The sequence below is a fragment of the Priestia filamentosa genome (genome assembly GCF_900177535.1).
Classification (GTDB): Bacteria; Bacillota; Bacilli; order Bacillales; family Bacillaceae_H; genus Bacillus_I; species Bacillus_I filamentosa.
This window is the reverse complement of record NZ_FXAJ01000012.1, coordinates 17,588-42,829: the sequence shown is the minus strand read 5'-3', so window position 1 is coordinate 42,829 and position 25,242 is coordinate 17,588. Positions and strand designations below refer to the sequence as shown.

24 protein-coding genes are annotated in these 25,242 nt (G+C 34.3%); 12 read left to right on the top strand and 12 right to left on the bottom strand.

Going from position 1 to position 25,242, the window contains the following annotated elements; all coding sequences use genetic code 11:
• Positions 1–107: 107 nt before the first annotated feature.
• The gene (locus B9N79_RS23620; RefSeq protein WP_085119201.1) at positions 108–626 is read left to right on the top strand and encodes a GrpB family protein; all 519 of its coding nucleotides are present in this window, start codon (positions 108–110) and stop codon (positions 624–626) included.
• A gap of 280 nt (positions 627–906) precedes the next feature.
• Here the strand turns inward: B9N79_RS23620 and B9N79_RS23615 are convergent, their stop codons facing one another.
• The 3 genes from B9N79_RS23615 to B9N79_RS23605 all read right to left on the bottom strand — a co-directional run bounded on the left by B9N79_RS23615 (position 907) and on the right by B9N79_RS23605 (position 4,138).
• On the bottom strand, positions 907–2,325 hold the full coding sequence (locus B9N79_RS23615) for an amino acid permease (RefSeq protein WP_085119199.1): 1,419 nt from the start codon (positions 2,323–2,325) through the stop codon (positions 907–909).
• Positions 2,326–2,903: 578 nt separating this feature from the next.
• Positions 2,904–3,557 carry a ParB N-terminal domain-containing protein gene (locus B9N79_RS23610; protein ID WP_040057297.1) on the bottom strand — a complete coding sequence of 218 codons (654 nt, stop codon included), beginning with the start codon at positions 3,555–3,557 and terminating at the stop codon, positions 2,904–2,906.
• Between the two features lie 368 nt (positions 3,558–3,925).
• Positions 3,926–4,138, bottom strand: a complete 213-nt coding sequence (locus B9N79_RS23605) for a gamma-type small acid-soluble spore protein (RefSeq protein WP_085119197.1) — start codon at positions 4,136–4,138, stop codon at positions 3,926–3,928.
• Between the two features lie 1,925 nt (positions 4,139–6,063).
• Between B9N79_RS23605 and B9N79_RS23600 the strand changes: the two genes are divergently transcribed.
• Positions 6,064–6,909 carry a hypothetical protein gene (locus B9N79_RS23600; protein WP_052264243.1) on the top strand — a complete coding sequence of 282 codons (846 nt, stop codon included), beginning with the start codon at positions 6,064–6,066 and terminating at the stop codon, positions 6,907–6,909.
• A 398-nt stretch (positions 6,910–7,307) separates the two neighbouring features.
• Here the strand turns inward: B9N79_RS23600 and B9N79_RS23595 are convergent, their stop codons facing one another.
• The 4 genes from B9N79_RS23595 to B9N79_RS26300 form a co-directional block, all read right to left on the bottom strand.
• On the bottom strand, positions 7,308–8,306 hold the full coding sequence (locus tag B9N79_RS23595; protein WP_085119195.1) for a hypothetical protein: 999 nt from the start codon (positions 8,304–8,306) through the stop codon (positions 7,308–7,310).
• Between the two features lie 457 nt (positions 8,307–8,763).
• Complete coding sequence (locus B9N79_RS23590; RefSeq protein ID WP_240516722.1) at positions 8,764–9,309, bottom strand: replication-relaxation family protein; 546 nt, start codon at positions 9,307–9,309, stop codon at positions 8,764–8,766.
• A 10-nt stretch (positions 9,310–9,319) separates the two neighbouring features.
• Positions 9,320–10,486, bottom strand: coding sequence for an FtsK/SpoIIIE domain-containing protein (locus B9N79_RS23585; protein ID WP_085119191.1), 1,167 nt, complete (start codon positions 10,484–10,486; stop codon positions 9,320–9,322).
• A 120-nt stretch (positions 10,487–10,606) separates the two neighbouring features.
• Positions 10,607–10,783, bottom strand: a complete 177-nt coding sequence (locus B9N79_RS26300) for a hypothetical protein (protein WP_167555147.1) — start codon at positions 10,781–10,783, stop codon at positions 10,607–10,609.
• Positions 10,784–10,950: 167 nt separating this feature from the next.
• On the opposite strand from B9N79_RS26300, the gene B9N79_RS23580 reads away from it, so the two are divergent.
• The 7 genes from B9N79_RS23580 to B9N79_RS23550 all read left to right on the top strand — a co-directional run bounded on the left by B9N79_RS23580 (position 10,951) and on the right by B9N79_RS23550 (position 17,443).
• Positions 10,951–11,163, top strand: a complete 213-nt coding sequence (locus tag B9N79_RS23580; RefSeq protein WP_019392754.1) for a helix-turn-helix domain-containing protein — start codon at positions 10,951–10,953, stop codon at positions 11,161–11,163.
• A gap of 712 nt (positions 11,164–11,875) precedes the next feature.
• Complete coding sequence (locus B9N79_RS23575; RefSeq protein ID WP_085119188.1) at positions 11,876–13,054, top strand: styrene monooxygenase/indole monooxygenase family protein; 1,179 nt, start codon at positions 11,876–11,878, stop codon at positions 13,052–13,054.
• 185 nt (positions 13,055–13,239) lie between these two features.
• A complete protein-coding gene (locus B9N79_RS23570) occupies positions 13,240–13,581 on the top strand; it encodes a Na-translocating system protein MpsC family protein (protein WP_019392756.1) in 342 nt (113 codons plus the stop codon).
• Between the two features lie 179 nt (positions 13,582–13,760).
• Positions 13,761–15,089, top strand: coding sequence for a nucleobase:cation symporter-2 family protein (locus B9N79_RS23565; protein ID WP_085119186.1), 1,329 nt, complete (start codon positions 13,761–13,763; stop codon positions 15,087–15,089).
• Positions 15,090–15,092: 3 nt separating this feature from the next.
• Entirely contained in the window at positions 15,093–15,587 is a 495-nt protein-coding gene (uraD, locus tag B9N79_RS23560; protein WP_085119183.1) for a 2-oxo-4-hydroxy-4-carboxy-5-ureidoimidazoline decarboxylase, read from the top strand.
• A 17-nt stretch (positions 15,588–15,604) separates the two neighbouring features.
• A complete protein-coding gene (uraH, locus tag B9N79_RS23555; protein WP_019392759.1) occupies positions 15,605–15,958 on the top strand; it encodes a hydroxyisourate hydrolase in 354 nt (117 codons plus the stop codon).
• Between the two features lie 54 nt (positions 15,959–16,012).
• Entirely contained in the window at positions 16,013–17,443 is a 1,431-nt protein-coding gene (locus tag B9N79_RS23550) for an NAD(P)-binding domain-containing protein (protein WP_085119181.1), read from the top strand.
• Positions 17,444–17,940: 497 nt separating this feature from the next.
• Here the strand turns inward: B9N79_RS23550 and panD are convergent, their stop codons facing one another.
• The 5 genes from panD to B9N79_RS23525 all read right to left on the bottom strand — a co-directional run bounded on the left by panD (position 17,941) and on the right by B9N79_RS23525 (position 21,770).
• Positions 17,941–18,339, bottom strand: coding sequence for an aspartate 1-decarboxylase (panD, locus tag B9N79_RS23545; RefSeq protein ID WP_040057307.1), 399 nt, complete (start codon positions 18,337–18,339; stop codon positions 17,941–17,943).
• A 354-nt stretch (positions 18,340–18,693) separates the two neighbouring features.
• Positions 18,694–19,080, bottom strand: coding sequence for a hypothetical protein (locus B9N79_RS23540; protein ID WP_085119179.1), 387 nt, complete (start codon positions 19,078–19,080; stop codon positions 18,694–18,696).
• 292 nt (positions 19,081–19,372) lie between these two features.
• On the bottom strand, positions 19,373–19,528 hold the full coding sequence (locus B9N79_RS23535; protein WP_019392763.1) for a Fur-regulated basic protein FbpA: 156 nt from the start codon (positions 19,526–19,528) through the stop codon (positions 19,373–19,375).
• 160 nt (positions 19,529–19,688) lie between these two features.
• Complete coding sequence (locus tag B9N79_RS23530; RefSeq protein WP_085119177.1) at positions 19,689–20,603, bottom strand: iron-hydroxamate ABC transporter substrate-binding protein; 915 nt, start codon at positions 20,601–20,603, stop codon at positions 19,689–19,691.
• Positions 20,604–20,939: 336 nt separating this feature from the next.
• Complete coding sequence (locus B9N79_RS23525; protein ID WP_052264246.1) at positions 20,940–21,770, bottom strand: helix-turn-helix transcriptional regulator; 831 nt, start codon at positions 21,768–21,770, stop codon at positions 20,940–20,942.
• 118 nt (positions 21,771–21,888) lie between these two features.
• Here B9N79_RS23525 and B9N79_RS23520 point away from each other — a divergent pair, with 118 nt between their 5' ends.
• The 3 genes from B9N79_RS23520 to B9N79_RS23510 are packed head-to-tail and all read left to right on the top strand — an operon-like array spanning position 21,889 to position 24,951.
• Positions 21,889–23,043 carry a Gfo/Idh/MocA family protein gene (locus B9N79_RS23520; protein ID WP_085119175.1) on the top strand — a complete coding sequence of 385 codons (1,155 nt, stop codon included), beginning with the start codon at positions 21,889–21,891 and terminating at the stop codon, positions 23,041–23,043.
• A complete protein-coding gene (locus B9N79_RS23515; RefSeq protein ID WP_085119173.1) occupies positions 23,034–23,918 on the top strand; it encodes a sugar phosphate isomerase/epimerase family protein in 885 nt (294 codons plus the stop codon). Before B9N79_RS23520 ends, B9N79_RS23515 begins: the two co-directional genes overlap by 10 nt.
• Before the next feature lie 37 nt (positions 23,919–23,955).
• The gene (locus B9N79_RS23510; RefSeq protein WP_085119171.1) at positions 23,956–24,951 is read left to right on the top strand and encodes a Gfo/Idh/MocA family oxidoreductase; all 996 of its coding nucleotides are present in this window, start codon (positions 23,956–23,958) and stop codon (positions 24,949–24,951) included.
• Positions 24,952–25,242 lie beyond the last annotated feature (291 nt).

Below are 25,242 nucleotides of genomic sequence, written 5' to 3'. Positions count from 1 at the left end.
CAATACGCATTACCAGCACCCCAAAGTTAAGATTGAAGAAAGTTCTATGGTTTTGTAATTTAAAGTATTTTATCTTATCTGGAATTAAAAATTTAAGGAGGGAAAACATGAATATTACAGTAGTAGAACATAATCCAAAGTGGAAATATGAATATTCAAAAGAAGTAAAATTAATTGAAGAAATCCTCCAGAAGGAATTAGTGAACAGTTTTCATATTGGAAGTACTTCTATTCCTGATTTAAAAGCAAAGCCTATTATTGATATCCTCCTTGTAGTCAATGATATTAAAGCATTGGATGATTACTCTCAACAGTTCGAAAAGCTTGGTTATGAGATTATGGGTGAGTTTGGAATTAAACAAAGAAGGTATTATCGTAAGGGGGAAAATAACCGAACTCATCAGGTTCATGCGTTTCAATATGATAATATTCAGGACATTGAAAGGCACCTATCTTTTAGGAATTATCTTTGTCAAAATCCAGAAATAAGAAAGCAATATGGAGAATTAAAAGCTAAACTAGCTCGTAAATTCCCAAATAATATCAATGGTTATAGTAATGGTAAAGATAAATTTGTCAAGACAATAGAAAAAGAGGCACTTAAATGGCATTGGTTTAATCGTTGAAGTAAGGATCATCTTTTAGTCTATATAAAACAAATTATAAGAAGGCAAAGTAATGAAAAGTATTTTGGATGTCAGGAAAGGGAGGAATACAAGAAACTTAATTAATAAATATAGAAAAGACCGCCTTACACAATAACTATTATTGTATAAGGCGGTCTTAATTTTCTTATTCCGAACAAAATTAATTCTATAGCAAGCAATACTCCCCCAGTATTTAGCACGAGAATCAATTCAAAAAGTATATTAAAATTCCCCTAATTTGTTTTTTAACTCATTATAATTAGTTTGCCTTCTGCTTCTGTATCTCTTCGGTTTCCCCGCCTTTTTGCAACTTACTATGATGACGAGAATATCCAAAATAAACGACAATACCTAAAACTAACCAACCACTAAAATATAACCATGTGCTACCTGGCAGGTTAACCATTAAGAATAAACAACATAAACAAGACACAAGTGGTAGGACCGGTACAAGGGGTACTCTGAATCCTCTTTCTAAATTTGGATGTGTTTTACGTAGGATAATAATTCCAACGCCTACCATCCCAAAGGTTAACAAAGCTCCAATATTCGCTAAGTTGGAGAGTTCTTTTAAATTAATGACTCCTCCAATTACACTACTGATAATTCCTATTAGCCATGTTGAAAATACAGGAGCACCAGTCTTTTCATTTGTTTTTGAAAAGCTCTTTGGTAATAAACCATCGCGGCTCATTGAAAATAGTACTCGAGTTGCTGCATAGATATAAGCAAAAATTACAGCCATAATTCCAATAATTGCTCCGATTGTCACAATTCCAGCAACTGCGTCTTGTCCAACCGCATGTAATACATAAGCCATTGCTTCTGGAACATTAAGCTCAGTGTACGGTACAACCCCTGTCATAACAAGACATACTAAAACATAAATTATCGTACATACTACTAAAGAGGCAATAATTCCAATCGGTAGATCCCGTTGTGGGTTTTTTACTTCCTCTGCTGATGTTGATAATGCATCAAACCCCAAAAAGGCAAAGAAAACAGCTGCAGACCCTGCCATAATCCCCTCTATTCCGAAAGGCGCAAATGGGGTCCAGTTTTCAGGTTTTACATAAAAAGCTCCGACTATAACGAAAAGACCAATGACAACAAGTTTCACTAACACCATGAAATTATTTACTTTCTTACTTTCTTTTGTTCCTCTTGAAAGAAGCCATGTAATAAGTAAAGTAATCATAATGGCTGGAAGATTAACAATCCCTCCATCTGCTGGAATTGTTACAAGTTCCTTTGGCAAACCTAGGTTAAATCCCTCTAAAAATTGATTAAAGTACGAAGACCATCCACTTGCAACTGTGGCTGTTGTTAATATATAAACGGAGAGTAGCGTCCATCCCATAAGATGGGCAATAGCCTCACCAATCGTTGCGTAGGTATACGTATATACACTTCCTGATACCGGGAGAGTGGAAGCAAACTCTGCATAGCAAAGAGCCGCAAATCCACATACGATAGCCGCCAAAATGAAAGAAATAATAACGGATGGGCCAGCGTCATTTGCTGCTACTAGACCTGTTAAAACTAACACTCCTGTCCCAATAACCGCGCCAATTCCTAGTAATGTTAAATCAAACGCCCCCATCGTTTTCTCTAATGTCTTACTTTCCCCTTGTTTCAATAATTGCGTAATAGATTTCTTCTTCAGTAAATCACTCATAGCCTCTTCCCCTTTCTGCTTGTGTGAATTTAGATTTTGTTAGGTAAGAGGAGTTCTGCACAAATCCTAGTGTAAACTCTCTTAGTTTCTATATTATTATATCAATAAAATAGTAACCATCCCAATTTCTTAGTATAGTTGAAAGCGATTACATAGTAAAGGGGTTAAATAAATATTGTGTTTTTAGATGTATGTTACATTAATTTCAGTTCAAATGAGGTAATTTATTACTATGCATAAGCCAAAGATTCCTTTTTATTAATAATAATTCATAGTAAATGAATTATTATTATGTATCCTCAGAAAAGTTATCAAATCGTAAACTTTTTGTTATTCAAAGAATCTATAGGTCTTCTTGCAGCCATTTTATAGGTGTTGAATGCTTTATAGCATAGCCCCTTCTCCCCCATTACAGGTTTTCAATTAATCTGAACTGAAGGTTGCATATTTATCTTATACATTATCCATAATATTTCTAAGACTTCCTCCCTTAAATATGAGCTGACTCAATTAATATAAAAAACCCCTATTATAAATAGGGGTTTTTTATATTAATTTGCGAGTACAGAATAAATTGTTTAGTAATGAACAGGAACACGATCTAAATTTCTCTGTTTTGCTACATAATAACGACTATAACTATCCACGAGTTCATGGGTTTCAGGATCAATAATAATTGGTTTATCTACAGTTCCATTCTTCTCAATGCTTTCTTCCACTATCTTTTGTTTAGCGATTCCTGGTGTAAATTGAAGAAAGGCTTCTGGAACCTTAATATCCTCTAAAGACATCCAGTTTCTTGTCCCTTCTGGAACAAAAATTTGCTTTTTGACTTCCTCTTTTTTAGGTTCTTCTTGTTGTTTATTTTCTTCTGATTTTTGAGCTCTTGAGCCCTTTTTTGGCGTTTCTTTGTTCTCTTTCCCTTTGTCTTCAATTTCTTGTAGTTGCATACAAATAACACCTATCTCACCTGTACATTGTTCAAATGGAATATCTAAACAAGGCTCGCCCTGGACGAGAAAACGTCTTTGAAAAAACTCCTCTCGATTTATGTTTAGCTTATTAAATTGTTTTAAGCTGAGAACCACCGTATATGTAATTGCCTTACTCCGAAAAGGAATCCCTTTTGGAGCATTTGGGCTCCCTTTTTCCTCCATATCAAAAGTCAGATACTTTCCGTAATCTTGAATTGAGCTTGTCGGACGGCCTGTTACACTGATTTTATGTGCCATCGTTCTCCCTCCTTATCTTTTTTCTCATTATAGTATATATATCTTATACACTATTGTTTATCTATAAAAACAAAAAAGCAATAGAAATAGGATTTTAATCTACATTTTTAGTAATTTAGCATATTATAATTCTATTTTCACCTTTCCTATAATAAAAGAATCAAAGGAACAATATCAGCAGACAACATGGAATTGGAAAATGAAAAATGGTGCTAAGTCAACCAAAATTAAGTCTTCCTTTTCAGTATAAAAAAAGATGAACTTTAATATAAAAAGGATCGGCTTGAATCTTTGTTTTGTAGATGACTGTCAATCTAATTCCAAAATTCAAGCCTATGTATCTTAAGAAGATTACTTATCTTTTGTTACTACTTTTTACTTTCTGTAGATTGTTGAAGCTTCTTTTTTACTTCCTCAATATTGGTATCACTATAGATCTCTGTGCCATGACCTCCATTTGTCTTAGCCAACCATTCTTTTACTTCATTGTAAGACATGCCAGATTGTTCATTGTATTTTTTAACCTCATCAATGTTTGTTCCTACTACTGTAAATGCACTATTCTCATGCTTTTTATTCATAGTAAATCCTCCTTTTGGTTTTAGTTATTTTCCCCTTTAAAGAAAGTTTTATTAAGAATTTATTGTAAGAATACTTGTTGTAAAATTCCTTTTTCTTTTGACAATTCATCAAACTTTTTCATAACAGCTGAATCAATATTTAGCATGATGATTCCCATTACATTCATCCTTTCTCTAAATAAAGTGCACGACATCTTGAAAACCTGAAGAGCATAAGGGATTTTTGCTATCACATGGGGTGATAGACTAGGCAAAGCCTAGTAAAACGGTGATATCAAGGAAAAGCGCTAGATGTCCCCTCAACGTCCCCTCAAATCAACCCGTAGTCCCCTCAGCGTCCCCCTGTGGTTTAACAATTAGTAGCTAAATCTTGCTCTTTTCCGTTTAACTTTTTGAGCTTTTCCTTTAACATTTTCTTCTCGTCTTGATAGAGATGAATGCTTTCTTCCTTCATCCAAATTTCATCTTCATTTAATAAAAGTTGAACTGCTGTTTCAACTTTTCTGTATCAATTCGAGACCCCATATCGGGTTTTAAACAAGCTCAGCCTCTCGCCCCCCTTCCTCTATTTTTACTTTCCTTCCCTTGACGTCCACCCATTCTTTTTTCATCCGTTTTTGATACAAAGCAAGCAACTAATGCTTCCCAATCTGAAGAGGATTGTTTCGCCCTTACCTCGATCTGATACAAGGTTTTAATCAGTAAGTCTATCTTTGAATAGAATTATTTTATACTTTAAAATAAGGGTCCTTTCTATTTTGTAAACCTACGCTGTTGTTTCACTTTCAAGATCACTATGCCTAATTTTAGAATTCATAAAGTTAGAGTCATTAACCCTCTTTTTTTATATACTTTATAAAATTGCTAAAGAACATCATTAATGTTGGCTAACTGGAATCACCAATACTCTTATCATTTTCTACTTTTAATGCTTGAAAGTGTTCTCTCTTCTTCATATTGTTTTTGCATACTTCTTGCCGACACATAATCTAAAGGATTAATCAAAGATAAATCAATACTATGTTTTTCATGAATGGAAGATTTGCAGTTAATTCATTTCTAACCATTTGAAATTTTAACCATTCCCTCCATTTCTGATCCAGAAATCTTCATTTTGTTATTCCCAATAATGTTCAAAAGGATTATTTTTAACACTAAACCCCACTTCTCTTCAATTAATTATATTTATTATTTATTTTAGGTAATGTTTTTATATATTTATTAAATAATTTTAGCTAATTAACCTAAAATACTTTAAAATAAATAATATATATATAAATTATATACTATATTTATGTTTTTTCACTAAAAAATATTAAATTCTTTATTGGCTTCTTATGATATCAATAAAATAATTATAATTTTTATATATAATTTATTATATAATATGCGGAACGAACTAAGAACACTTTGTTTTCTTATAATTCTATAAAAAAGAACGATGGAACGGGAACAGTTCCACTTATATAAATCGAGTTTTAGGTTAATGTTATCTAGACAAAAAGATGAATTATATGTATATTTGGAACGAACTAAGAACATGCGAACGGCTCAATTCCTTTAGTAGTCTTTCGCTTAGTAATTAATTGTCCTTACTTAACCATTGTACCTTCTAAACAAGGAATGTTGGAACGGGAACAGTTCCTATTGTGTTAATTAAGTTCAAGGTAATTGAAATCTAGATACAAAGACGAATTATATGTATATTTAGAACGAACCAAGAACACACGAACGGACTAATTCATTTGAAATTCTTCATTATAATAATTAATTGACCTTACTGAGTTATCGCGACTTTATAAATAAGGAACGATGGAACGGGGACGGTTCCTAAGCATATATTAATATTTTTTATTAACAAAGGTTTTGCGCTTTAAAAGAAGAAGTTTTATTATCAATATATAAAGTATAAAGGGGATCTAATAATGAGTGAAGAACAGTGGAACGGGAACAGTGACAAAATTCCAAAAGCATATTGGACAAAAGAGGTTGCCGAATCATTAGGAATTAGTGATAGTTATCTTAGGAAGTGGTGTTTGGAATTAGAGAAGAACGGATACACGTTCCTTAAAGTAAAAGACGGAAAAAATCGGGAAAATCGAGCGTTTACAGAACATGATGTAATTGCTTTACGTAAATTTCAGTCTGTGTTAAAGCAGCCGAATATTACAAAATCTCAAGTAGCTGAAATAATTGCTAAAGATTATGCGCCTACTGAAAGAGATAATATGGAACTGTCTACGTTCCTCCGTGACAATGATCGTAATAAAGCCCAGCAAGAAGTCAACAACCTCATGATTCAACACATTATATATGAATTAAAAGGCGAACTTGAAGATATGGAAGTCCGTATTGCTGGACGAATTGGCAAGCAATTTGAGGAACAGATGGAAAAGCATTTAAACAATATTTTCACAAAGTTCTTGGACCAAAGGGAAGAACATATAGAGGAACGGGTGTCACAATTAGTGTCGGAACGTTTAGAGCGTCACGAGGAACGTCTAAGCGATACTATAGAAAAGATGAAGAGTGTATCGTTAAAAGAGAGAAGTCCACATGAAGAAGCAGAAGAGGTGCTTACAGAATTAAAAAATACTTATCTAGAACAACAACAACAAAACGAGGTTCGAGAGAAAGAATTACAGCAACAATTAGTTGAAAGGGAACAACAACTACAAGATGTACTAAAAGAACTCGAGAATATTAAAGAACAAATTGCAGTCTCCCAGGAAAAGAAAAGCTTTTTTCAACGTCTCTTTTCCAAGAGTTAAGTTTGGAATACCTAACTATAATTACACTAACACATGAGTAGTTATGAAAATAATATAAAGAGGGATTCATATATACCATGGGAGAAGGGGACATTGTGAATTATAAAATATAAACATTCCCCCTTATTCAAAGTAATATTACATCAAGCCACATTAGAAATGTATACAATAAATTCCTTGGCGTTATAGAAGATTAAAAATATACATGTAATTTATTAAGATCTCCTTGTAGAGAAAGGGATGTTCTCAAAAATTTAGACATCTAGTGTCCTTTATATACAGAGACATTACAAAATGATTTTAAATAAGTTTTAAGGAGCCATTTTTTTTGGCTTCTTTTTTCTACAGTTTGATATCTTTTGAAATTAATTGATTAAAAGAATTTAAGTCCGTACTTATTAGGCATAGTGGGCTAAAATAGCTTTCATTCTAGCTATTTCTTCTTCTTCAGTTTCTTCTCTACACAGATCTACTTCAGTGTCTGTTGTTTTTTCCTTTTCTTGTTGTTCCTGAAACCATTCTGGAAGCATTTCTTTACGTACCATTTTACGTGATAATGTTATAGACTCACTATCATCATTTTTATCTTCTATTTTGACTAAATCGTTAAACTTATTTAATGCAATTTGATAAACCAATTTGCATTGCTCTTCAAAGCTCATAGAACGCGTTTTTATGTATGTAAAAAGAACATGAATAGATTCATATGCAACAGAGTGAATATCCTTCTTAGAAAGAGTTATAGAGCCCGATTGGCATATTTTTTGAGAAGCCATACGTATTCGTAAATAGAAATCTTTGAGAGCTTCTTTAAAGATATGTTTAAAGGTATGATTAATTAATTTTGGTACTCCTTTGATAAAAGGAATCGTTTTGTACATAAAATGATCTTTAATATAATTATTAGGTAAATAATAGGTAGAAACTTTTTTTGCACCTTCATCCTTACTCTCACAAGGGATTTCAGTGCTTTCTGCTTGGACATCAGCTTGGACATCAAAACCGAAATATTGTTGCCAGTGTGTAAAACAAGGATGATCCACAAAGAAATAAACGGCTGCACCACGACCATTATGTTTAGACGAAGATCGATGAGCCTTCACGATCTTTCCAGCGTCTTCTAGGGTTTTCATCACACGACGAATTGTACGAGCAGAAATGTTATGCTCCTTAGCAAAATATGTATCTTTTGCATAAACAAAGCCTTTATCCGTTGCTAAGAAGCAAATCATATCAATAGCGTTTCGTGTCTCTGGCTTCAAACGAGCAAATGAATCTTCAAAAACTGATTCAACCATTTCTAATAGTTTGTACTTCATTTGTTTTTGTTCATTTTTTGCTTTCGTATAAGATTTATAGTCTTGCATCCGGGCAAAATCATCGTTAAAAATTAACATCTCTTTTCTCTCCTTTTTTCTTGCGGAAAAAGAAAAAGGACCTATTTACCGTTTAAAAATGCGGTAAACACGCCCTTTTGAAAAGAGAATACAACAAACCCCTTGAAATTACGTTAAATATGTCGTACAATACAAACATAAAAAACGCAGCAAGGTTTGAGGTAAGTGTTTACCGTGGAGTGATCACGGTGAGCCGTCGTAGGATGTTGGTAGCATCACTACGATTGCCTTGAACCTTTTTGCAATTCCGAACTGTTTAATTGCTGTTATTATAGCAAACTCTACCAATGAACACAATGACATATTCGACCTATTTTTATATAAATCTCTTAAATGAGCTATTATTTTTTTATTTTATATTTTCTTTTAGAACATAGATCTAAAAGAAAAATTGTTCTCTTCAAGGCTTCAATGGTCTTTCCTTTGCTCATATTAAGAACTATGTCTTTTGTAGAGTTTACAGAAAATAATTTTCAAAATCTTCAATTGTTAGAATTTCTGCATTGATTTTATGCTCTTTGCACCAGGTTAGGAGCCTTTCTTTTCTCACCTGAGTAGTCGTGTAGAAGATGAGTAAAGCTTGCTGTTCTCCTAAAGCTTGAAATAGGGAACGATATAACCTAATTTTTTTCTTGTTTTCGAGCATCTTCTGTTTGAGATCCACTTCCACAAAGCAAATGACACCGTGAAGGGAAAAGCGAGCATCACAAATGAGCTTATACTGTTCTCCTTGGATCCTCCATTCATTCGGCCGTTCCACTTTCCAATCCTTTGGACATCCATAATACAAGTAAATATCATTCCGTCGTACTTTATGTTCTAACTGTGTTAAAGAAGGCTTGGTTTTCTCTGAACCAATGTGTTGACGTCCTTTTTGTGATAAATAGTAGACATTTTCATGAAGACGTTTATGGTTTAAAAAGGGACTCATATTATAGAGAACACGATTGGCATTGCGGACACTTTTCAACTGAAAAAGGGACTGTAACTGAGATCGACTCATACATTCCAACCTATCCAAGGCGTACATAATCTGCTCCTGTCTTGTCTGGCATAATTGTTTGTTTTGCAACTTCATACCCTCCAATCCGTTTCCATATCTCCTCATGGTTGAGGTAGGGGACTTGCACTTCTTTCACTTTATGCGTTTTAATCAAGGCACGCCCTTTGATATCCGAAGGTAAGGTTTCGGCTCCATACGCATCAAGGGCTACCTTGGACGCATAATCACTTCCTAGACGAAAACTCACCTTTAAATCCGCATTTTGCTTGATCGAGCCATTCAATACATTCGAAGTAGGGTATTGGGTGCCATACACCAATCGAACGCCTAGAGCGCCTCCTAGGCGTGCAATTTCACTGAGGATCGATTGACACTGCGCTAACGTCTTCTTTTCTTCTTTCTCCATAAACTTTTCAGGCATGAGTTGGGCGGCTTCATCAATTAACACAAACAGACGTTGCGAGAGGGGAGTGTCTACAATATTAGACCACCCTTGACGCTTAAAACGTTCCATCCGTTCTTCCATATCCTTCTGTATTTCTTTTAAGACATATAAGGCCTCACTTGGATTACTGGCAACCCATTTCACTTGTTGAAGGTTCTTATATCGATTAAACTCTAATCCGCCCTTTAAGTCGATAATGATAAATTGAACATCCAAAGGGTGATGTTCAATAAGGTACGTCATCATGACTTTCATCATGATCGTTTTTCCAAAACGCGTCGTTCCAGAGATCGTAGTATGAGGCGTATGGTCAAAATGATGAAAATGCCATCCCTGATGGTTTTTCCCTAAGGGAATCATCCATCCTTTTCGATGTGGAACGTCTTGATAGGACACATACGAAGGCATTTTATCTTTGGAAATCTCAATGATGAGCCATTTCTTGAACGATACATTCACTTCTTGATCTAAGGTGACGGATAAAATCTGTTGTAACGTTCGCAATGTTTTTTCTTCTAAGGCTAAAGGGGTGCGATAAATGAGCTTGACCCTTTTGGTACTTTTGCATTCTCGAACAAGCTTGGGATACCGACGTTCTTTTCCGTCTTTTACGCTAATATGGTATTGCTCAAAAAGCTGGTGGACGATTCTATGTTCCTCGCTAAATGTATTCCTACCCAACCACAAAGCAGCAGCACCCGTTAAAAGAGGAATCGTCATGAGCTCCCACATAATTCTTTTTCCTCCTTTTTATCTTCTTTAGATAGTTCCTTAAGAAAGGAAGCTTCCAAATCCCGTCCGTATCATAGTTAACCTATTCCTTTTCCTCTTCTAGCCTAGTCGGAACCCTGGTCATAAGGAGGGCAGGAAAAAGGACAACATATACAAAAAGTAGAGCAAGCTTCCCAAAATACCAACATTCATTCCAACTTGCATGATGACCCTTACTTTTTCTCTATCGACCCATCCTTTTTTCTCTGCATAAATCACCGTAAACAACACCATGCTTGTTCCCAAGACTGTAACCATATGAACCTCCTTTTGGTTTGGTATAGTCGATTGTATGTTGCATAGCTTGTTCAACTTACCTTGTCCAAGAAAAAGATTTACATGGTAGATGTGAAAGTTTTGTATGAAATCGTTAAAAAGAGGGCATAAATGAAGATATAAAAACGTATTATAGAGGTGTTAGGATAATGCCAGAACGGAAAACTAAGTTAAAAAAGTGGTTGATGAATGAAGGTAGATCTCAAGAATGGTTAGTCAAAAATTCAAAGGTGTCTAGAAATGCTATAAGCGAAATCTGTACAGGAAAGCGCAACCCAAGTGCAGCTACAATTAAAAAAGTTATGACAGCTATTAAGAAAGTCAATAAGAATGCAAAAGCTGAAGACTTTTTTGATATCTAGAATCATAGGATGGAATATTGTCGTGAAAAAGCGAATAATCATAAGTCATACATATACATAAGACCGCCTTATATACTGATGAATATTGGGCGGTCTTTGCTATGGATATGAATATTGTTTAAAGAAAGCTAAGTAGGACTTATATGATAACGTCTTTATCTTATAGATAACTAAAAGTACGACAAGGGCGTTTGTGGAAGGTGTGGGGAGTATTTCCATCTAGGAAATCACCAAAAGGAATAAGTAAAAAACTTTTATATAAGACCATATAAGAACAAAGTAACGACAAGGAGGGTTGTGGAAGGTGTGGGGAATACTTCCACAACTATTAGTTGTTGTGCCAAAGAAAATATGTAAAAAGCGTAAGTATCATTTTAGAAATTTTGACTAAGCAAAATACAAGCTTGAAATTTGCATTTATCTTCTACTTTGTAAGTAATTCCTCACTAAATGCAAAATTCGAGCATTTTAATGATCCTTTATTTCGTTCGTTTCTTTCTCTATTAGACTTTCATATTTTGATGGATGTATTAAACATTCGATTGGGGTAAGGTAGGATTTTCTCTTGTTCAATTTGGTATCAACGATATAAAAATTAAATAAATCGTCGCATTTACATCCCCTTGTATTTTATTTAGACTATTAAAGTCAGAAAATTTAGACCTTTAACTTTTATTTTTTATAGCACTTACATAACAAAGGGGAGAGAATTTTGAGTAAGAAAATATGTATTATAGGCAGTGGCACAGCCGGTTTGCAGCTGGCTTATTCTCTTAAAGAAGAATTTGATGTGACGGTTATTCATTCAAACTCTTCCGATAAAATCCGAAATGGACGAGTTATGTCTACGCAAGTGCACTTTGGCTCAACAAGAAACCGAGAAAATCGCTTTAAAATGCCAAAATGGGAAGATAAGACCCTTCTTAAGAGTATCCATATGACGGTTGGTAATCAAAAACTATTCGTCGGAAAGTTAAAAGAGCCAGCATTATCTGTTGATCAGCGTTTCTATTTTTCACAGTGTTTAAAGGATCTTGAAAACAAAGGCGTCTCTTTTCGACTTATGAGAGTCAATAAAAATGATATCGAAAGTTTGGTAGATGAGTTTGATTTAATCATTGATTGTACCGGAAAATCTGGACCTCTCTTTCCATTTCCTATTGAAAAGGAATTTTCTCCTTTCCAAGTGCCCCAACGAAAGTGTATCGTTGGTTATTTTTTAGGTGTAAAGCCTAACAATCCTCTAGGTATAAGTGTAACGGTTCTGCCTGAAGTGGGTGAAATGTTTGAAATTCCCGCCATGACAGAGCACGGACCTGTTACAATATTGTTCATTATGGCAGTTCCAAACAGGGAATTAGATGCATTTAAAGAAATTAAACATGCAAAAGAATTTACAAATCAGATGAAAAATGTAACTCAAAAATATTTCCAAGACATCCACGAACGTATTGAACAAGATATTTTTACCCTTTCCGATGAAAAAGCCTTTCTTCAAATTGCTATTAAGCCTGTAATTAGAAAACCTTATGCAACCTTTAAAAATAAATTAGTAATTGGTTGTGGAGATAGTGTTTTTCTTAATGACCCTATTACTGGTCAAGGTTGTAATCTTTCTTCTTATTGCGCTGAACGATTGTACGAAACGTTGATTCAATATAGAGATGCAAACTGGGGTACCCAACTTGGAGAAGCATATTGGGATCGAACAAAAACATTTGTAAGGGAAGTAACAGAATGGACAAATGCCATGACTCAAATGCTGCCTCAGCATATTGTTCAACTCTTGTTAGCAGGCGTAGAAGATCAAAAGATTGCAGATAAAGTTGCAGAATGGTTTGAAGAGCCTCAAAAAGCTCATGAAGCTTTTTTCAATCTTAAGATTAAGTGATGACTCTTTATTTACCAAATTTCAAGAAACAGCATGATTAAACTTTTTTAATTTGCTCTTATTATAAAGTTATAAAATAGTAAGAATATATAAAATTTTGTGTTAGTTTTTCTGACATTAGAAGTGACAAAGAATTATAATACCTATATTCTAAGTAAAAGAATGAAAAGCAGCAGGTGAGTATGGTGAATTCTTCTTTCAAAAGGCAGCTGTCGCAGCTCTATAATGACCTCAACCAAGAAATTTATAGTACAGGCGTTAGTAAGCAGAAAATTGACATTCAGGATAACTGTATTATCATTTTTGCGCAGACAAAGCGTTCTCCTTTAATTTCAGTATTAAGTGAGAGATATCCTGAGTTAACGATATCCGTTGACGGGGCTTTAGCCATGGAATATAAACTTCGCTTAAAAGAAAACTTCGAGAAGAAATTTGGTATGAAAGTCAATACCATATTTAAGGATTATGATTCCACAAGCGAGCACGCTTGTACAGTCATTTACTTAGAACAATCGCTTAATATCTAACAACTATTAATACAAGTGTTGGAGAAATTTTGATTTATCATTTTTTCTTCACAGACTTGTTATTTTAAAAATTCAGGAGCTTAAATTTCGTTATACGTAGTTTAGGAGCCGTAGATATAGGAGGATTTCCCTTCTATTTCTACGGCTTTTTTTATACAGAAAATTGAGGGTGATAAAAGATGAATTTAAAAGTATTTTCATTAGGAGCCCAGCATGTCATGGCTATGTATGCTGGGGCAATCCTTGTTCCATTGCTTGTTGGAAGAGCATTAAATTTAACTTCGAAGCAGTTGGTTTACTTAGTCGCTATTGACTTATTAACTTGCGGTATTGCTACCTTACTACAAGCGTGGAAAAACAAGTATTTTGGAATTGGTCTACCTGTTGTATTAGGGGCTTCATTTGTGGCCTTGTCGCCGATGATTGCTATTGGTACTCGATATGGTATTCCTTCTATCTATGGCTCCATTATAGTAGCAGGACTTTTCCTTTTTTTATTTGCTCGCTATCTAGGAAAACTTGTAAGGTTCTTTCCCCCTGTTGTTACAGGAACTGTTGTGGTGGTCATTGGCCTATCACTAATTCCATCGGGAGTCAAAAATATGGCTGGCGGAACAGGGAATCAAGAATTTGGGAGCTTAGATAACCTCCTTATATCCATAAGTGTTATAGCTTTTATTCTTGTTATTAATCGTTTCTTTAAAGGGTCCGTTCGTTCTCTCGCCGTACTTTTAGGAATTATTACGGGTACAGTGCTATCAGCAATGATGGGAAAAGTAGATTTTCAGGAGGTTTTAGAAGCCTCCTGGTTCCAAATTCCTCAACCGTTTTATTTCGGTGCCCCATCTTTTGAGATCGGGCCTATCCTCACAATGTTAATTGTAGGATTAGTTATCGTTGTTGAATCAACAGGAGTTTTCTTAAATTTAGGGCAAATCTGTAATCGTCCTGTCACCCAAGATGATCTCATTCGTGGTTATCGTGCAGAAGGTCTAGCGATTACCTTAGGAGGTATTTTTAATGCTTTTCCCTATAATACCTGTGCACAAAATATAGGATTAGTTCAACTATCTCAAAATAAATCAACAAATGTTGTCGTTGCAGCAGGGAGTATCCTAGTTTTCCTTGGCTTAGTTCCTAAAATTGCTGCTCTTGTTACCATAATTCCTGCTCCCGTACTTGGCAGTGCAACAGTAGTGTTGTTTGGTATGGTCGTAACTTCAGGAATTAAAATGCTAAGTTTAGTTGATTACACCAATCAAAACAATGCACTTATCATTGCTTGCTCAATTTCATTAGGGCTTGGTGCAACAATTGTACCTGAGTTATTTAGTCAATTGCCGCCATCGCTACGCATGCTCTTTAGCGATGGAGTGATTACAGGAAGTCTAACAGCGATATTAATGAACCTATTTTTTAACTTTCGTACCATTTTACCTTCATCCTCCATTCAGCGTGAAGAGGATGAGAGAGATATGTTTGAAGAAAAAAGAATAAAGGGGTTATAGAACATGATGACTATTAATGATTTAAATGAAATGCCATTGTCCGAGTTTGTGGAAAAATTAAAGGACATATTCGAACACTCTCCATGGGTGATTCAAAGGGTAGAAGAGTTTCGTCCTTTTAGTTCCCGTAATGATCTTTATAAACAGATGATTACCGTTGTCAAAACAGCGAATGAGAGGGAGAAATTGGACTTAATTCAGGCTCACCCCCATTTAGGAACACGAAAAACTATGAGTTCATTTTCCACAAATGAACAAAAAAATGCTGGTTTAAGTCAACTATCAGAAGCTGAATATGAGTTCTTGTTAGAGATGAATCAAGAGTATGTTCACCGATTTTCTTTTCCCTTTATTTTAGCTGTTCGTGGAAAAAATAAAGATGAAATTCTGCAAGCGATGAAGAGCAGATTAAAGAATTCAAAGGAGCAGGAATTTAATCAAGCTTTAACAGAAATCTATCAGATTGTTCAATTTAGAATAGAAGATCAAATAATTTAAATAAGGATGTGGATGAGATGAAAGGACTTACAACCCATATTTTAGATTTAACACACGGTCACCCTGCTGGGGAGGTGGATATTGAGCTTTATCGTTGGGAAGGATCAAATAGATGTTTGTTAAACACCGCAACAACTAATTTAGATGGTCGATTAGATGATCCACTTCTTACGTTGGATAAGATGCAATCGGGAGAGTATGAATTATTAATTTATATTGGAGATTATTTTAGAAAAAAAGAGGTACAACTATCTAATCCAGCCTTTCTTGATAAGGTGTCAGTACGAATTGGCATTGATAACTCATCATCACATTATCATGTTCCCTTGCTTGTTTCTCCATGGGGTTACCAAATCTATAGAGGCAGCTAACTTAACAATTAGTGCACAAGATAGTAAGTCATATATTGAAAGGAATGAAAAATAATGAGCTTAGAAGCTTTAAATGAAAGAGTAAAAAGGGACCTTTCTTATCTTGCATATGGGGGAGCTGACTGGGTATATCCAACCAGCCATGCTGAGGGTCATGTCTACGATACGGTGATTATAGGAGGCGGCCAATGTGGCTTAGGTGCAGCCTTTGGGCTTTTGCGTGAACGAATATCTAATATCCTGATCCTCGATGAAAACGTTGAAGGATATGAAGGACCATGGGTAACTTACGCTCGTATGATGACATTGCGGACACCTAAACATTTGACCTCTATTGATCTTGGAGTTCCTTCTCTGACTTTTCGCTCCTGGTGGGAAGCGCAATTTGGATCAAAAAGTTGGGAGGACGTCGATAAGATTCCACGGGGCGATTGGATGAACTATCTACGTTGGTATCGGAAAGTTCTTAATCTACCTGTTGTTAATGAGGTAAAGCTAAAGCTGATTGAGCCTGCAGAAGAAAATGTTTATCGACTGCATATTGAGGGAGCAGGCGCACCTTCTAATACATTACTGGCCCGTAAGGTTATCTTAGCTACTGGTATTCAAGGCGGTGGGGAATGGCACGTACCACCTATGATTTCTAAATCATTACCTCGTCACCTCTATGCACATACCTCAGAAAACATTGACTTTGAGGCGCTTAAAGGTAAGAAGGTAGCAGTTTTAGGCGGTGGGGCCTCAGCTTTTGATAATGCCTATTTTGCATTATCCGAAGGAGTAAGTTCAGCTCATGTGTTTGTTCGCCGCACGGAGATGCCACGCATTAATCCCATTCGACAAATGGAGGGGTCAGGTCTAATTGAACGTTTTAATGTTCTATCCGATGCTGATAAATATGCCGTTATGGCTCATTTCTTTAAGCATAATCAACCCCCTACAAATGAAACATTTGAACGTGCAGCTTCGCATCCTGGCTTTCAATTATATTTAGGTGCTCCATGGCTTGACGTACAGTATGAAGCTGAGAAGGCTGTTGTCACTACCCCACAAGGTAAATTTACTTTTGATTTTCTAATCATTGCTACCGGTCTTGTTACTAATCCTTCCCTACGTCCAGAGCTAAAGCTTTTCGAACGCCATATTGCACGTTGGGATGACTATTATAATGCACCTGATGAGATCGCCAATCATATGCTTGATGCGCATCCTTATCTTGGCCCTGGATTTACTTTCACATGCCGAGATAAAAAGGAGTCAAAACATCTTCACGGACTTTTTGCTTTTAACTATTCAGCATTAGTTAGCTGTGGCATCACAGCCTCTGCGCTTTCAGGAATGAGATATGGAATACCTAGACTAGTGTCAGCTGTGGCAGACCAGTTATTCTCTGATAATCGTGAGGAGATTCTAAAAAACTTCTATTCTTATAATGAAGCTGAATTTGTTGGAGAGTGGACGGAGAGGATTTCCGAAGCAAGATAATTTTTTCAATATGGCTAAGGGTAAATAAAATGATGTAAACATCTCTCCCTAGTTGTGGCGCGATTTTTAGATTGATTCGAAATTCAGCTATTTCCTCTATCCAAAAAGGGAATTGTATTGGAAAAATGCCCTGCCTCAGAACTTATAAAACTCGTTATTAGTTCGTTCAAAAGCAAAAATTTGATGATTGTATTGTCGTTCCAACGTTCCATACCAAATAAAGCAGCTAGAGGATCAGAAAGCTTGGACACAAAAGAGCAAATTCGGTGTTGTTGAACGAATTTGCTCTTTTTCTCTTTTAATAATCTATTTTACGTTACCTAACTTATAATGAACTAACTGTAATTAAAAAGAATCCTTTGCTGATCAGCAGCAAAGGATTCTCAAATTTATACGAATGGGGAATGTGTTATTAGTTTGACCAGTTTTATAGATTAATATACATTAGATTCCGCAACAAATAAAAAGCTTTATCCTTTTACATACTTTTTATTTTATCAGAGGGCTAATGTCCCCTTTTTCTCACCATGATTCTCATCTGTTATCATTTCTTCTATTACATTATTCTCGCCCATAATAGCTACTTTGGGTTTATGGACTTTGGCTTCTTCTTCTTCCATATCAGCATAACCAATAATAATTACTAAATCACCGGGTTGGAATAAACGGGCTGCTGCTCCATTTAGACAAATAACCCCACTACCTTTTTCCCCTTTAATTGCATAAGTTTCGATTCTTTCGCCATTATTGATGTTAACAACCTGTACTTTCTCGTTTGGTAATAATCCAACACTTTCAAGGATTTCTTCATCAATAGTGACGCTCCCTACGTAATTCAAGTTAGCTTCTGTCACTGTTGCACGATGGATTTTAGACTTCATTAATGTCAATCTCATATAAATGCCTCCTGAATAATAACAACTATATCCTATAATAAACTACAATTATTCTTTTGAAAATATTTTAAAGTTGCCTTATTGGCAGCAAAGTGTAAATTCTAGTTTTTCCTTTCAAGCAAAATTCTAAAGTGGATCAGAGAACGGAACTCTAGTGTTATCTCACTAGAGTTTAAGTTAGAAAGTAATCTATACAGATCCATACTACTAAGACTTACTTTTCTATTAGTTAGTCATAAATATACTTAAGACCGCCTTATCCATGAATGGATATTGGGCGGCCTTTTCTATAAGAAGGCTAAAGGTTATAACAAAAGCTCAAACTTTCTAGTATAAGCTTTTGTATTTATAAGGTTAAACCTCATATAATTTTACGTTCTCACACTTATCAGTTAGATTAAAATATCTTACTCCATTAAATAATACTACATTCACATAACCAAACTCATAAGCCCTTGAAATTCCATACTCCAGATTTTCTCTACTGTCTTTCCCTATCACAGAGAAGAGTTCTTTAACATTCACCCACTTCTCACCTTTATTATTAGAAATTACAGAATCTAATGTTTCTAATTCATCCATTACTTCTTGTCTATAATAGATATGTATCATTGACCCTAAAACATAATCAATGATTTCTTCTCCAGGATATCTTCCTTCCAACCTAGATGTATGAGGCAAAGGAGTGTTAAGTTCTTCAACACCTAATTTTTTAAAGATATCAGTTGCACTAGCTTGCACTTAAATCACTCTCCATCATGTAAATAGTTATTTAATCTTTGTCATTCATTCTTCTTTATAAAGTAAAAAGAGAATCATCCATTATGTTGAAGTTTCTTATAACTACGACTAGGGACAGGTAGTTGACTGTATTCGTATCTTGCCACATCTCTCAAGAGAATCATGTTATATCCTTTCTACAATCATGTCATGTACCCTTAAATGGATATAATTTTGACTATGGGGAGAAAGCTTTAGAACAGAATAAAGTAATCTATAGATGAATAAAATGAAATTCTAAGAGTTATTTGGTTTACATATGTCTCTTTACATCGTAGTATTCTTCTAATTCTATTAGAGTGAGTTCATACAGATGTTTGTTTCCTTTTTTATAAATGCCCAAATCTAATAAAGAATTAATAACAAGTGTTTTCTGCAATTCTGTTTCAGGATATACTTGATCACTCATCTATCCACCGCCATAATTGATAATGATTATCATAATCAATTATACTTTATTGTTCCTTCTTTTTCAAATCGAATACTAATAAAAGAGTCAACTTGTTACTTATTTTTATAAAAAGAAAGTAAAGAAGGCATTCTTAATGAAAGAATGCCTTCTTTATATATCAGTTTTTAAGAAAAGAGTCTTCAAAAAATTTCAGAAGATACTCTAGAGTGATTGGATCGCTGTAGGTAGATGCTTTAGTATTAATTTTAAATACATGATTGTTCTGAACTGCCGGTATGTTTTTCCATGTATCCGTTTTTAAAAATGAATTATCACCATCAGGGGTGGTACTAAGAATAATGTAATCTCCAGCAAACTCAGGAAGCAATTCAGTTGAGATTGTATGAATACCTGATTTAAGAGCTGTTTCTTTTACTTTTTCTGGCATGTTTAGTTCCATTGCTTGATACAGTATTTCTGTTCCTCGAGCATAGTTGTTTCCAAATACATAAAATTCTTTTGTTCCATTTTCAATTACAGAAACAGTGGCATCTTCACCAATTTTTGCTCGTATTGCTTCTCCTGCTGATTTTGCACGTTTTTTGAAATCGTTAACCCATTCTTTTGCTTCTTTTTCTCTATTTAAGAGTTTTCCAATTTCCTCTTGCTGTGTTAAATAGTCTAACTTACCCCAAGTATATACGACAGTTGGAGCAATCTCATTTAGTTTATTAATATTTTTCATTTGAGATCCTGCAATAATTAAATCTGGATCTAGTTCAATGATTTTCTCTAAATCATCCTCTGATACAACGGTTACTCCTTTTAACTTTTCTTTAAAGAGAGGATTTGTACTGCTCCATTCGTCAATTCCAACAAGGTTTCCTTTTAAAGCCAGTACATTCGGTCCATTCGTCAGAGCAACTATTCTTTTCGGGTTTTTAGGTACTTTAACAGGACCATTTTCTGATTGATAAGTAAACGTTCCTTTTTCAGTTTCTGATGAGTTTTTCGTATTCGATTTCTCGTCATTTCCACAAGCGCTGAGAATAAGGACACACAAGAGTAGAAAGGGTATAAATAGCTTTTTCAGTTTAATCTGCTCCTTAATGTATAGGGGAGGTTAACAACCATCCTCTGTATCAAAATGTATGTAATTAGTAATTATTCAATACTTTAATAATTACATCAAACTAATACTAATGGTAATGATAATCATTGTCAATTGTGTTTTACACAATTCTTTATCTTTTTCTGCAAAGTTATCTCTGTGTTGTTCAAAACAGCTAACCATAAATCGGAATATAACATATATATCATACAGTTAATAGATAAAACATCCAGGGGAAAAAAGCATTATATATACAACTTGTCTACATAACTATCCGGATAATTAAAATGGAAAGTGACACTATAAATCGATTTATCTCTAAAAACGGAAATTCCTAAATTCTTTCGGAGTCATATTCATATGTTTTTTAAAGGTAGCAATAAAATGTGAAGGTGAACTAAATCCAATCATGTCGGATATTTTGTTTATGGAGAAGCTCGTATTTTTTAGTAATGATTTAGCATGTGTTAATCTTTTAAAAATGACATATTCATGGGGTGACAAACCGGTAAACTTTTTAAATTTTCTCGAAAAATGATAGACACTAAGTGATGCTATATCAGCTAAATCACTAATATTTAAAGGCTTTTCACTATTTTCATCAATGAATGTCATAACATCCTTTAAGTCGGATTCTGAAGATAAGGTATGATTTCCCTCCAATAAACAGCTTAATATTTTATGGACTTCGTATGAAGCTTTAAAATCACTTATCTCATTATGTTCTAACATGTGAAAAATATTGTCTATTGTCCTTATAATCTCCATTTCATTTATCACTGATATAACTGGGCTATATGATTGGATAATCATATCATAAAATTCTTTACTGACATTTCCATTGAAATGAATAAATTCAAAAGAAAGGGGTGCTGTTGCATAATATTTATGAGGAATACGACAATCAAAAAGTAGTAATTCATCAGCATTTACAGTAAAAGTTTGTTGTTCAAATTCTAATCGAAGTTGTCCACGAATTACTTTAAGAAGTAGATAATAGTCATGAAAATTTCTTTCAATAATGTAATTCATGTCACAGTCATAACGGCCTGCAAAATGAATCGTAAATAAATGTTTTCTTGAAAATTCATTAGGGGTATGTACATAAAGTTCCGAGCTGGGCAAAACTCCAAGTTCATTTACTTTCATCCTAACCTCCACAGCAATATTTTGATATTTATTGAGCAATTTTATCCGATGATTCTTAACCATAAACAAATTATACTATCTACATAATAGCAAATAACTTATAAGGAAGGGATAATAGATGAGTAAAAAAGTGAGGATTGGAATGGTTGGAGCCGGATGGATGTGTAAAGCACATGTGAATGCCTATACAACTGCCTTTAGTTTATATGGAGATAAAATAGGTAAGCCCGTTTTTAAAATGATTATGGATGTAAATGAAGGCGTTTCTAAGAGGGAAGCTAAGAAATTTGGTTTTGAAAAATGGACGACAAATTGGATGGATATCATTAATTCAGATGAGGTTGATATTGTTGACATTGTCACTCCAAATGTTTTTCATTATGAAATAGCAAAAGCTGCTTTATTAAATGGAAAAAATGTATATTGTGAAAAACCATTATCTCTAAGTGCAGAGGAATCAAAAGAATTAGCAAAAATTGCGAAGGAAAAAGGTGTGTTAAATTATGTAGCCTTTAATAACGTTATGAATCCTGCCACTGAATATATGAAACAATTAGTACAGTCAGGAAAGTTAGGAGAAATCATGCGATTTGATGGACGTTATGATCAAGACATGCTTCTTGACCCTTCCATTGCTATTACGTGGAGACACCTTGTAAAACAAGCTGGTAGTGGAGCATTGGGCGATTTAGGCTCTCATCTATTAAGTGTTTCGCAATATATTATGGGAGATATTGAATCTGTTAATGCTGTTTCAAAAATCTATATTCCTGAGAGACCAGCCAAAACCGGCGCATCAGAAATGGCAAGTGTTGAAACAGAAGATTATATGGCTTTTACAGCTCTATATCAATCCGGGGCCATTGGTCAATTATCTACAAGTCGTATTGGTACTGGAAGAAAAAATTATTTAGCGTTTGAAATTCAAGGCACTTTAGGTACAGCTACCTTTAATTTAGAGAGACTAAATGAGGTTAATGTTTACTTCCATAATGAAGAAAGTACGCATAGAGGGTTTAGAAATATATTGTTGGGTCCAGATCATGGAGATTATGGTGTATTTCAACCAGCTTCAGGTATTAATATTAGCTTTAATGATATGAAGGTGATTGAAGTGGCTAAGGTATTAAATGCATTTACAAATGATGCAGAGTATGTGTGTAACTTTGAATTTGGGGCCAAAATTGATACATGCATTCAAGCTATTTTAAAATCTGCTAAGACACACCAATGGGAAAGAGTCGAGGAAAAGGATACATCTCTATGTCTATAAGAATAGGAACTGCCCCTGACTCTTGGGGAATATGGTTTTCCGATGATCCAAAACAAGTATCATGGGAGCAATGTTTAGATGAAATGCAAGAAGCAGGTTATAAAACTTTGGAGTTAGGACCATGGGGTTATTTGCCTACGGATCCAATTAGATTAAAAGAAGAGCTCTCTAAACGAGATTTGGAGCTAATTGCAACCACATTAATGACGGATATCGTATTTATTAATGATCTTCAACCTATTTATGAAACCTTAGATAAAATTCTCTCATTACAATGTCACTTTTCGTCCGCAAAGTATTTAGTTTTAATCGATGGAATGTATACAGATCTCTTTACTGGCGATCGTATCGCAAGTAAAGAACTTAATGATGATGAATGGAATCAAATGATTGGTAATATAAAAAAAATAGTAGACTATGTTAAAGCTAAATCCGATATTCAAATTGTTTTTCATCCACATGCAGAAACACATGTAGAGACGGAAGAAGAGATTGAAAGACTTTTAAGGGATATTGATATCGATCTTTGTTTGGATACAGGACATCATCTGTATTCTGGAGGAAATCCCAACACCTTTATTCAAAAACATAAAGATCGTATCAAATACTTACATTTAAAGGACTGTAATAAAAGCATTCGAGAAAAAATGGAAGAAAACGAATGGGCTTTTGCGCAGGGCGTCCAATCAGGAGTTATGTGTGACCCAGAATCTGGGGATGTTGATTTTGTTCAACTAACCAAAACCCTTGAGTGTATTCAATATACTGGAGAAGCTGTTGTTGAACAAGATATGTATCCAGCTCCTGCTGGTGCTCCCTTTAAAATAGCAAAACAAACATTGAATTATTTTAAACAAATAGGCCTTATAAAATAGAAAAGCTTGATAGGTTAAAGTTAAAAAGGGGGATAATATGAAACCAATTGTTACTGGTGTATTAGGATATGGATTTTCAGGAAGTATATTTCATTGCCCATTTATACATGCTCATGAGAATTTTAAACTAAAAACAGTTGTACAACGTCATGGTGATACAGCAAAACAAGATTATTCATATATCAATCTTGTAAGAGATTATCAAGAGCTTTTAGAGGATGAAGAAATCGAACTAGTAGTCATAACAACACCTAGTCATTTACATTTTGATCATGCAAAGCAAGCGTTAGAAAAAAATAAACATGTTCTTGTTGAAAAACCTTATACAGCAACATATGAAGAAGCTGTTGAACTAAATAGAATCGCAGATGAAAAAGGCTTATTTATTTCGGCTTACCATAATAGACGATATGATGGCGACTTTTTAACTCTATCTGAATTAAAAAAGCAAGGTGCTTTTGAAAAAATATATGAAGTGAGTATGGTCTGGGATTTCAATTATCCAGTACAGAAAGAAAAATGGCGTGAACAAGGCTACGAAGGAGCAAACTTTGTTTTTGATTTAGGAGCTCACTTTATTGATCAAGCCATCCAATTATTTGGTGAACCAAAAGATTTATATTCCATAACAAAAAAAGTTAGAGAAGGTTCAAATGTGAATGATTGGTTTGAAGTTCTTTTTGATTACGGTGATTATGTAGCAAGAATTAAACATAGCTCTGCAGCTATAGTTGAGGAACCACGATATACAATCCAGACACCTAATGGAACTTATCAATTCCATAAGATGGGCGAACAAGAGGCACAGTTAATACAAGGAGTAAGGCCTCTAGATCCTAATTACGGAGATAATGCCCTATATGATTTTCATAAGTTGGATGGAACAATGGAGAAAAGACATATCATAAAAGGAAATTATTTGATGTACTATACGCAAATGGCTTCGGCAATTCGTACAGGGGAAAACGCAGAGATTACGAAAGAAGATGTAGCAAAAGTCATTAAATACTTAGAGAAAATACAAAATAAATAAGTAGGTAATTCCGGCTGTATATTTTACTAACTACAAACAAGAAAGAATTTTTTTAATGAATCAAAATAACACTGTATAAAGGTTAGAAGGATTTTATTAGAATCTAAAAGTTTGTAGCCAATCTGGCGCAAGCTTTTTTTAGTTCTTATTTAGTTCTTATGATGAACATTATGTGATCTGAAATTTTTATAACTGTCTTATATTTTGCTATACGCTAAATGTTTAAAAGTTAGAAGCATAGAAACTATTTTTCGTTACATAATAAGTATACTATTAACTAATGTAGAGGTG

What these genes read in the sequence shown, in the direction of transcription:
- B9N79_RS23600 (WP_052264243.1), top strand. Translation starts at nt 6,064, where the DNA reads ATGAGTGAAGAACAGTGGAACGGGAACAGTGACAAAATTCCAAAAGCA.
- B9N79_RS23595 (WP_085119195.1), bottom strand. Translation starts at nt 8,306, where the DNA reads ATGTTAATTTTTAACGATGATTTTGCCCGGATGCAAGACTATAAATCT.
- B9N79_RS23515 (WP_085119173.1), top strand. Translation starts at nt 23,034, where the DNA reads ATGTCTATAAGAATAGGAACTGCCCCTGACTCTTGGGGAATATGGTTT.
- B9N79_RS23525 (WP_052264246.1), bottom strand. Translation starts at nt 21,770, where the DNA reads ATGAAAGTAAATGAACTTGGAGTTTTGCCCAGCTCGGAACTTTATGTA.
- B9N79_RS23615 (WP_085119199.1), bottom strand. Translation starts at nt 2,325, where the DNA reads ATGAGTGATTTACTGAAGAAGAAATCTATTACGCAATTATTGAAACAA.
- B9N79_RS23610 (WP_040057297.1), bottom strand. Translation starts at nt 3,557, where the DNA reads ATGGCACATAAAATCAGTGTAACAGGCCGTCCGACAAGCTCAATTCAA.
- uraD (WP_085119183.1), top strand. Translation starts at nt 15,093, where the DNA reads ATGATGACTATTAATGATTTAAATGAAATGCCATTGTCCGAGTTTGTG.
- B9N79_RS23520 (WP_085119175.1), top strand. Translation starts at nt 21,889, where the DNA reads ATGAGTAAAAAAGTGAGGATTGGAATGGTTGGAGCCGGATGGATGTGT.
- B9N79_RS23510 (WP_085119171.1), top strand. Translation starts at nt 23,956, where the DNA reads ATGAAACCAATTGTTACTGGTGTATTAGGATATGGATTTTCAGGAAGT.
- B9N79_RS23620 (WP_085119201.1), top strand. Translation starts at nt 108, where the DNA reads ATGAATATTACAGTAGTAGAACATAATCCAAAGTGGAAATATGAATAT.
- B9N79_RS23565 (WP_085119186.1), top strand. Translation starts at nt 13,761, where the DNA reads ATGAATTTAAAAGTATTTTCATTAGGAGCCCAGCATGTCATGGCTATG.
- B9N79_RS26300 (WP_167555147.1), bottom strand. Translation starts at nt 10,783, where the DNA reads ATGGTTACAGTCTTGGGAACAAGCATGGTGTTGTTTACGGTGATTTAT.
- B9N79_RS23550 (WP_085119181.1), top strand. Translation starts at nt 16,013, where the DNA reads ATGAGCTTAGAAGCTTTAAATGAAAGAGTAAAAAGGGACCTTTCTTAT.
- B9N79_RS23580 (WP_019392754.1), top strand. Translation starts at nt 10,951, where the DNA reads ATGCCAGAACGGAAAACTAAGTTAAAAAAGTGGTTGATGAATGAAGGT.
- B9N79_RS23605 (WP_085119197.1), bottom strand. Translation starts at nt 4,138, where the DNA reads ATGAATAAAAAGCATGAGAATAGTGCATTTACAGTAGTAGGAACAAAC.
- B9N79_RS23585 (WP_085119191.1), bottom strand. Translation starts at nt 10,486, where the DNA reads ATGTGGGAGCTCATGACGATTCCTCTTTTAACGGGTGCTGCTGCTTTG.
- B9N79_RS23535 (WP_019392763.1), bottom strand. Translation starts at nt 19,528, where the DNA reads ATGAGTGATCAAGTATATCCTGAAACAGAATTGCAGAAAACACTTGTT.
- B9N79_RS23590 (WP_240516722.1), bottom strand. Translation starts at nt 9,309, where the DNA reads ATGAGTCGATCTCAGTTACAGTCCCTTTTTCAGTTGAAAAGTGTCCGC.
- panD (WP_040057307.1), bottom strand. Translation starts at nt 18,339, where the DNA reads ATGAGATTGACATTAATGAAGTCTAAAATCCATCGTGCAACAGTGACA.
- uraH (WP_019392759.1), top strand. Translation starts at nt 15,605, where the DNA reads ATGAAAGGACTTACAACCCATATTTTAGATTTAACACACGGTCACCCT.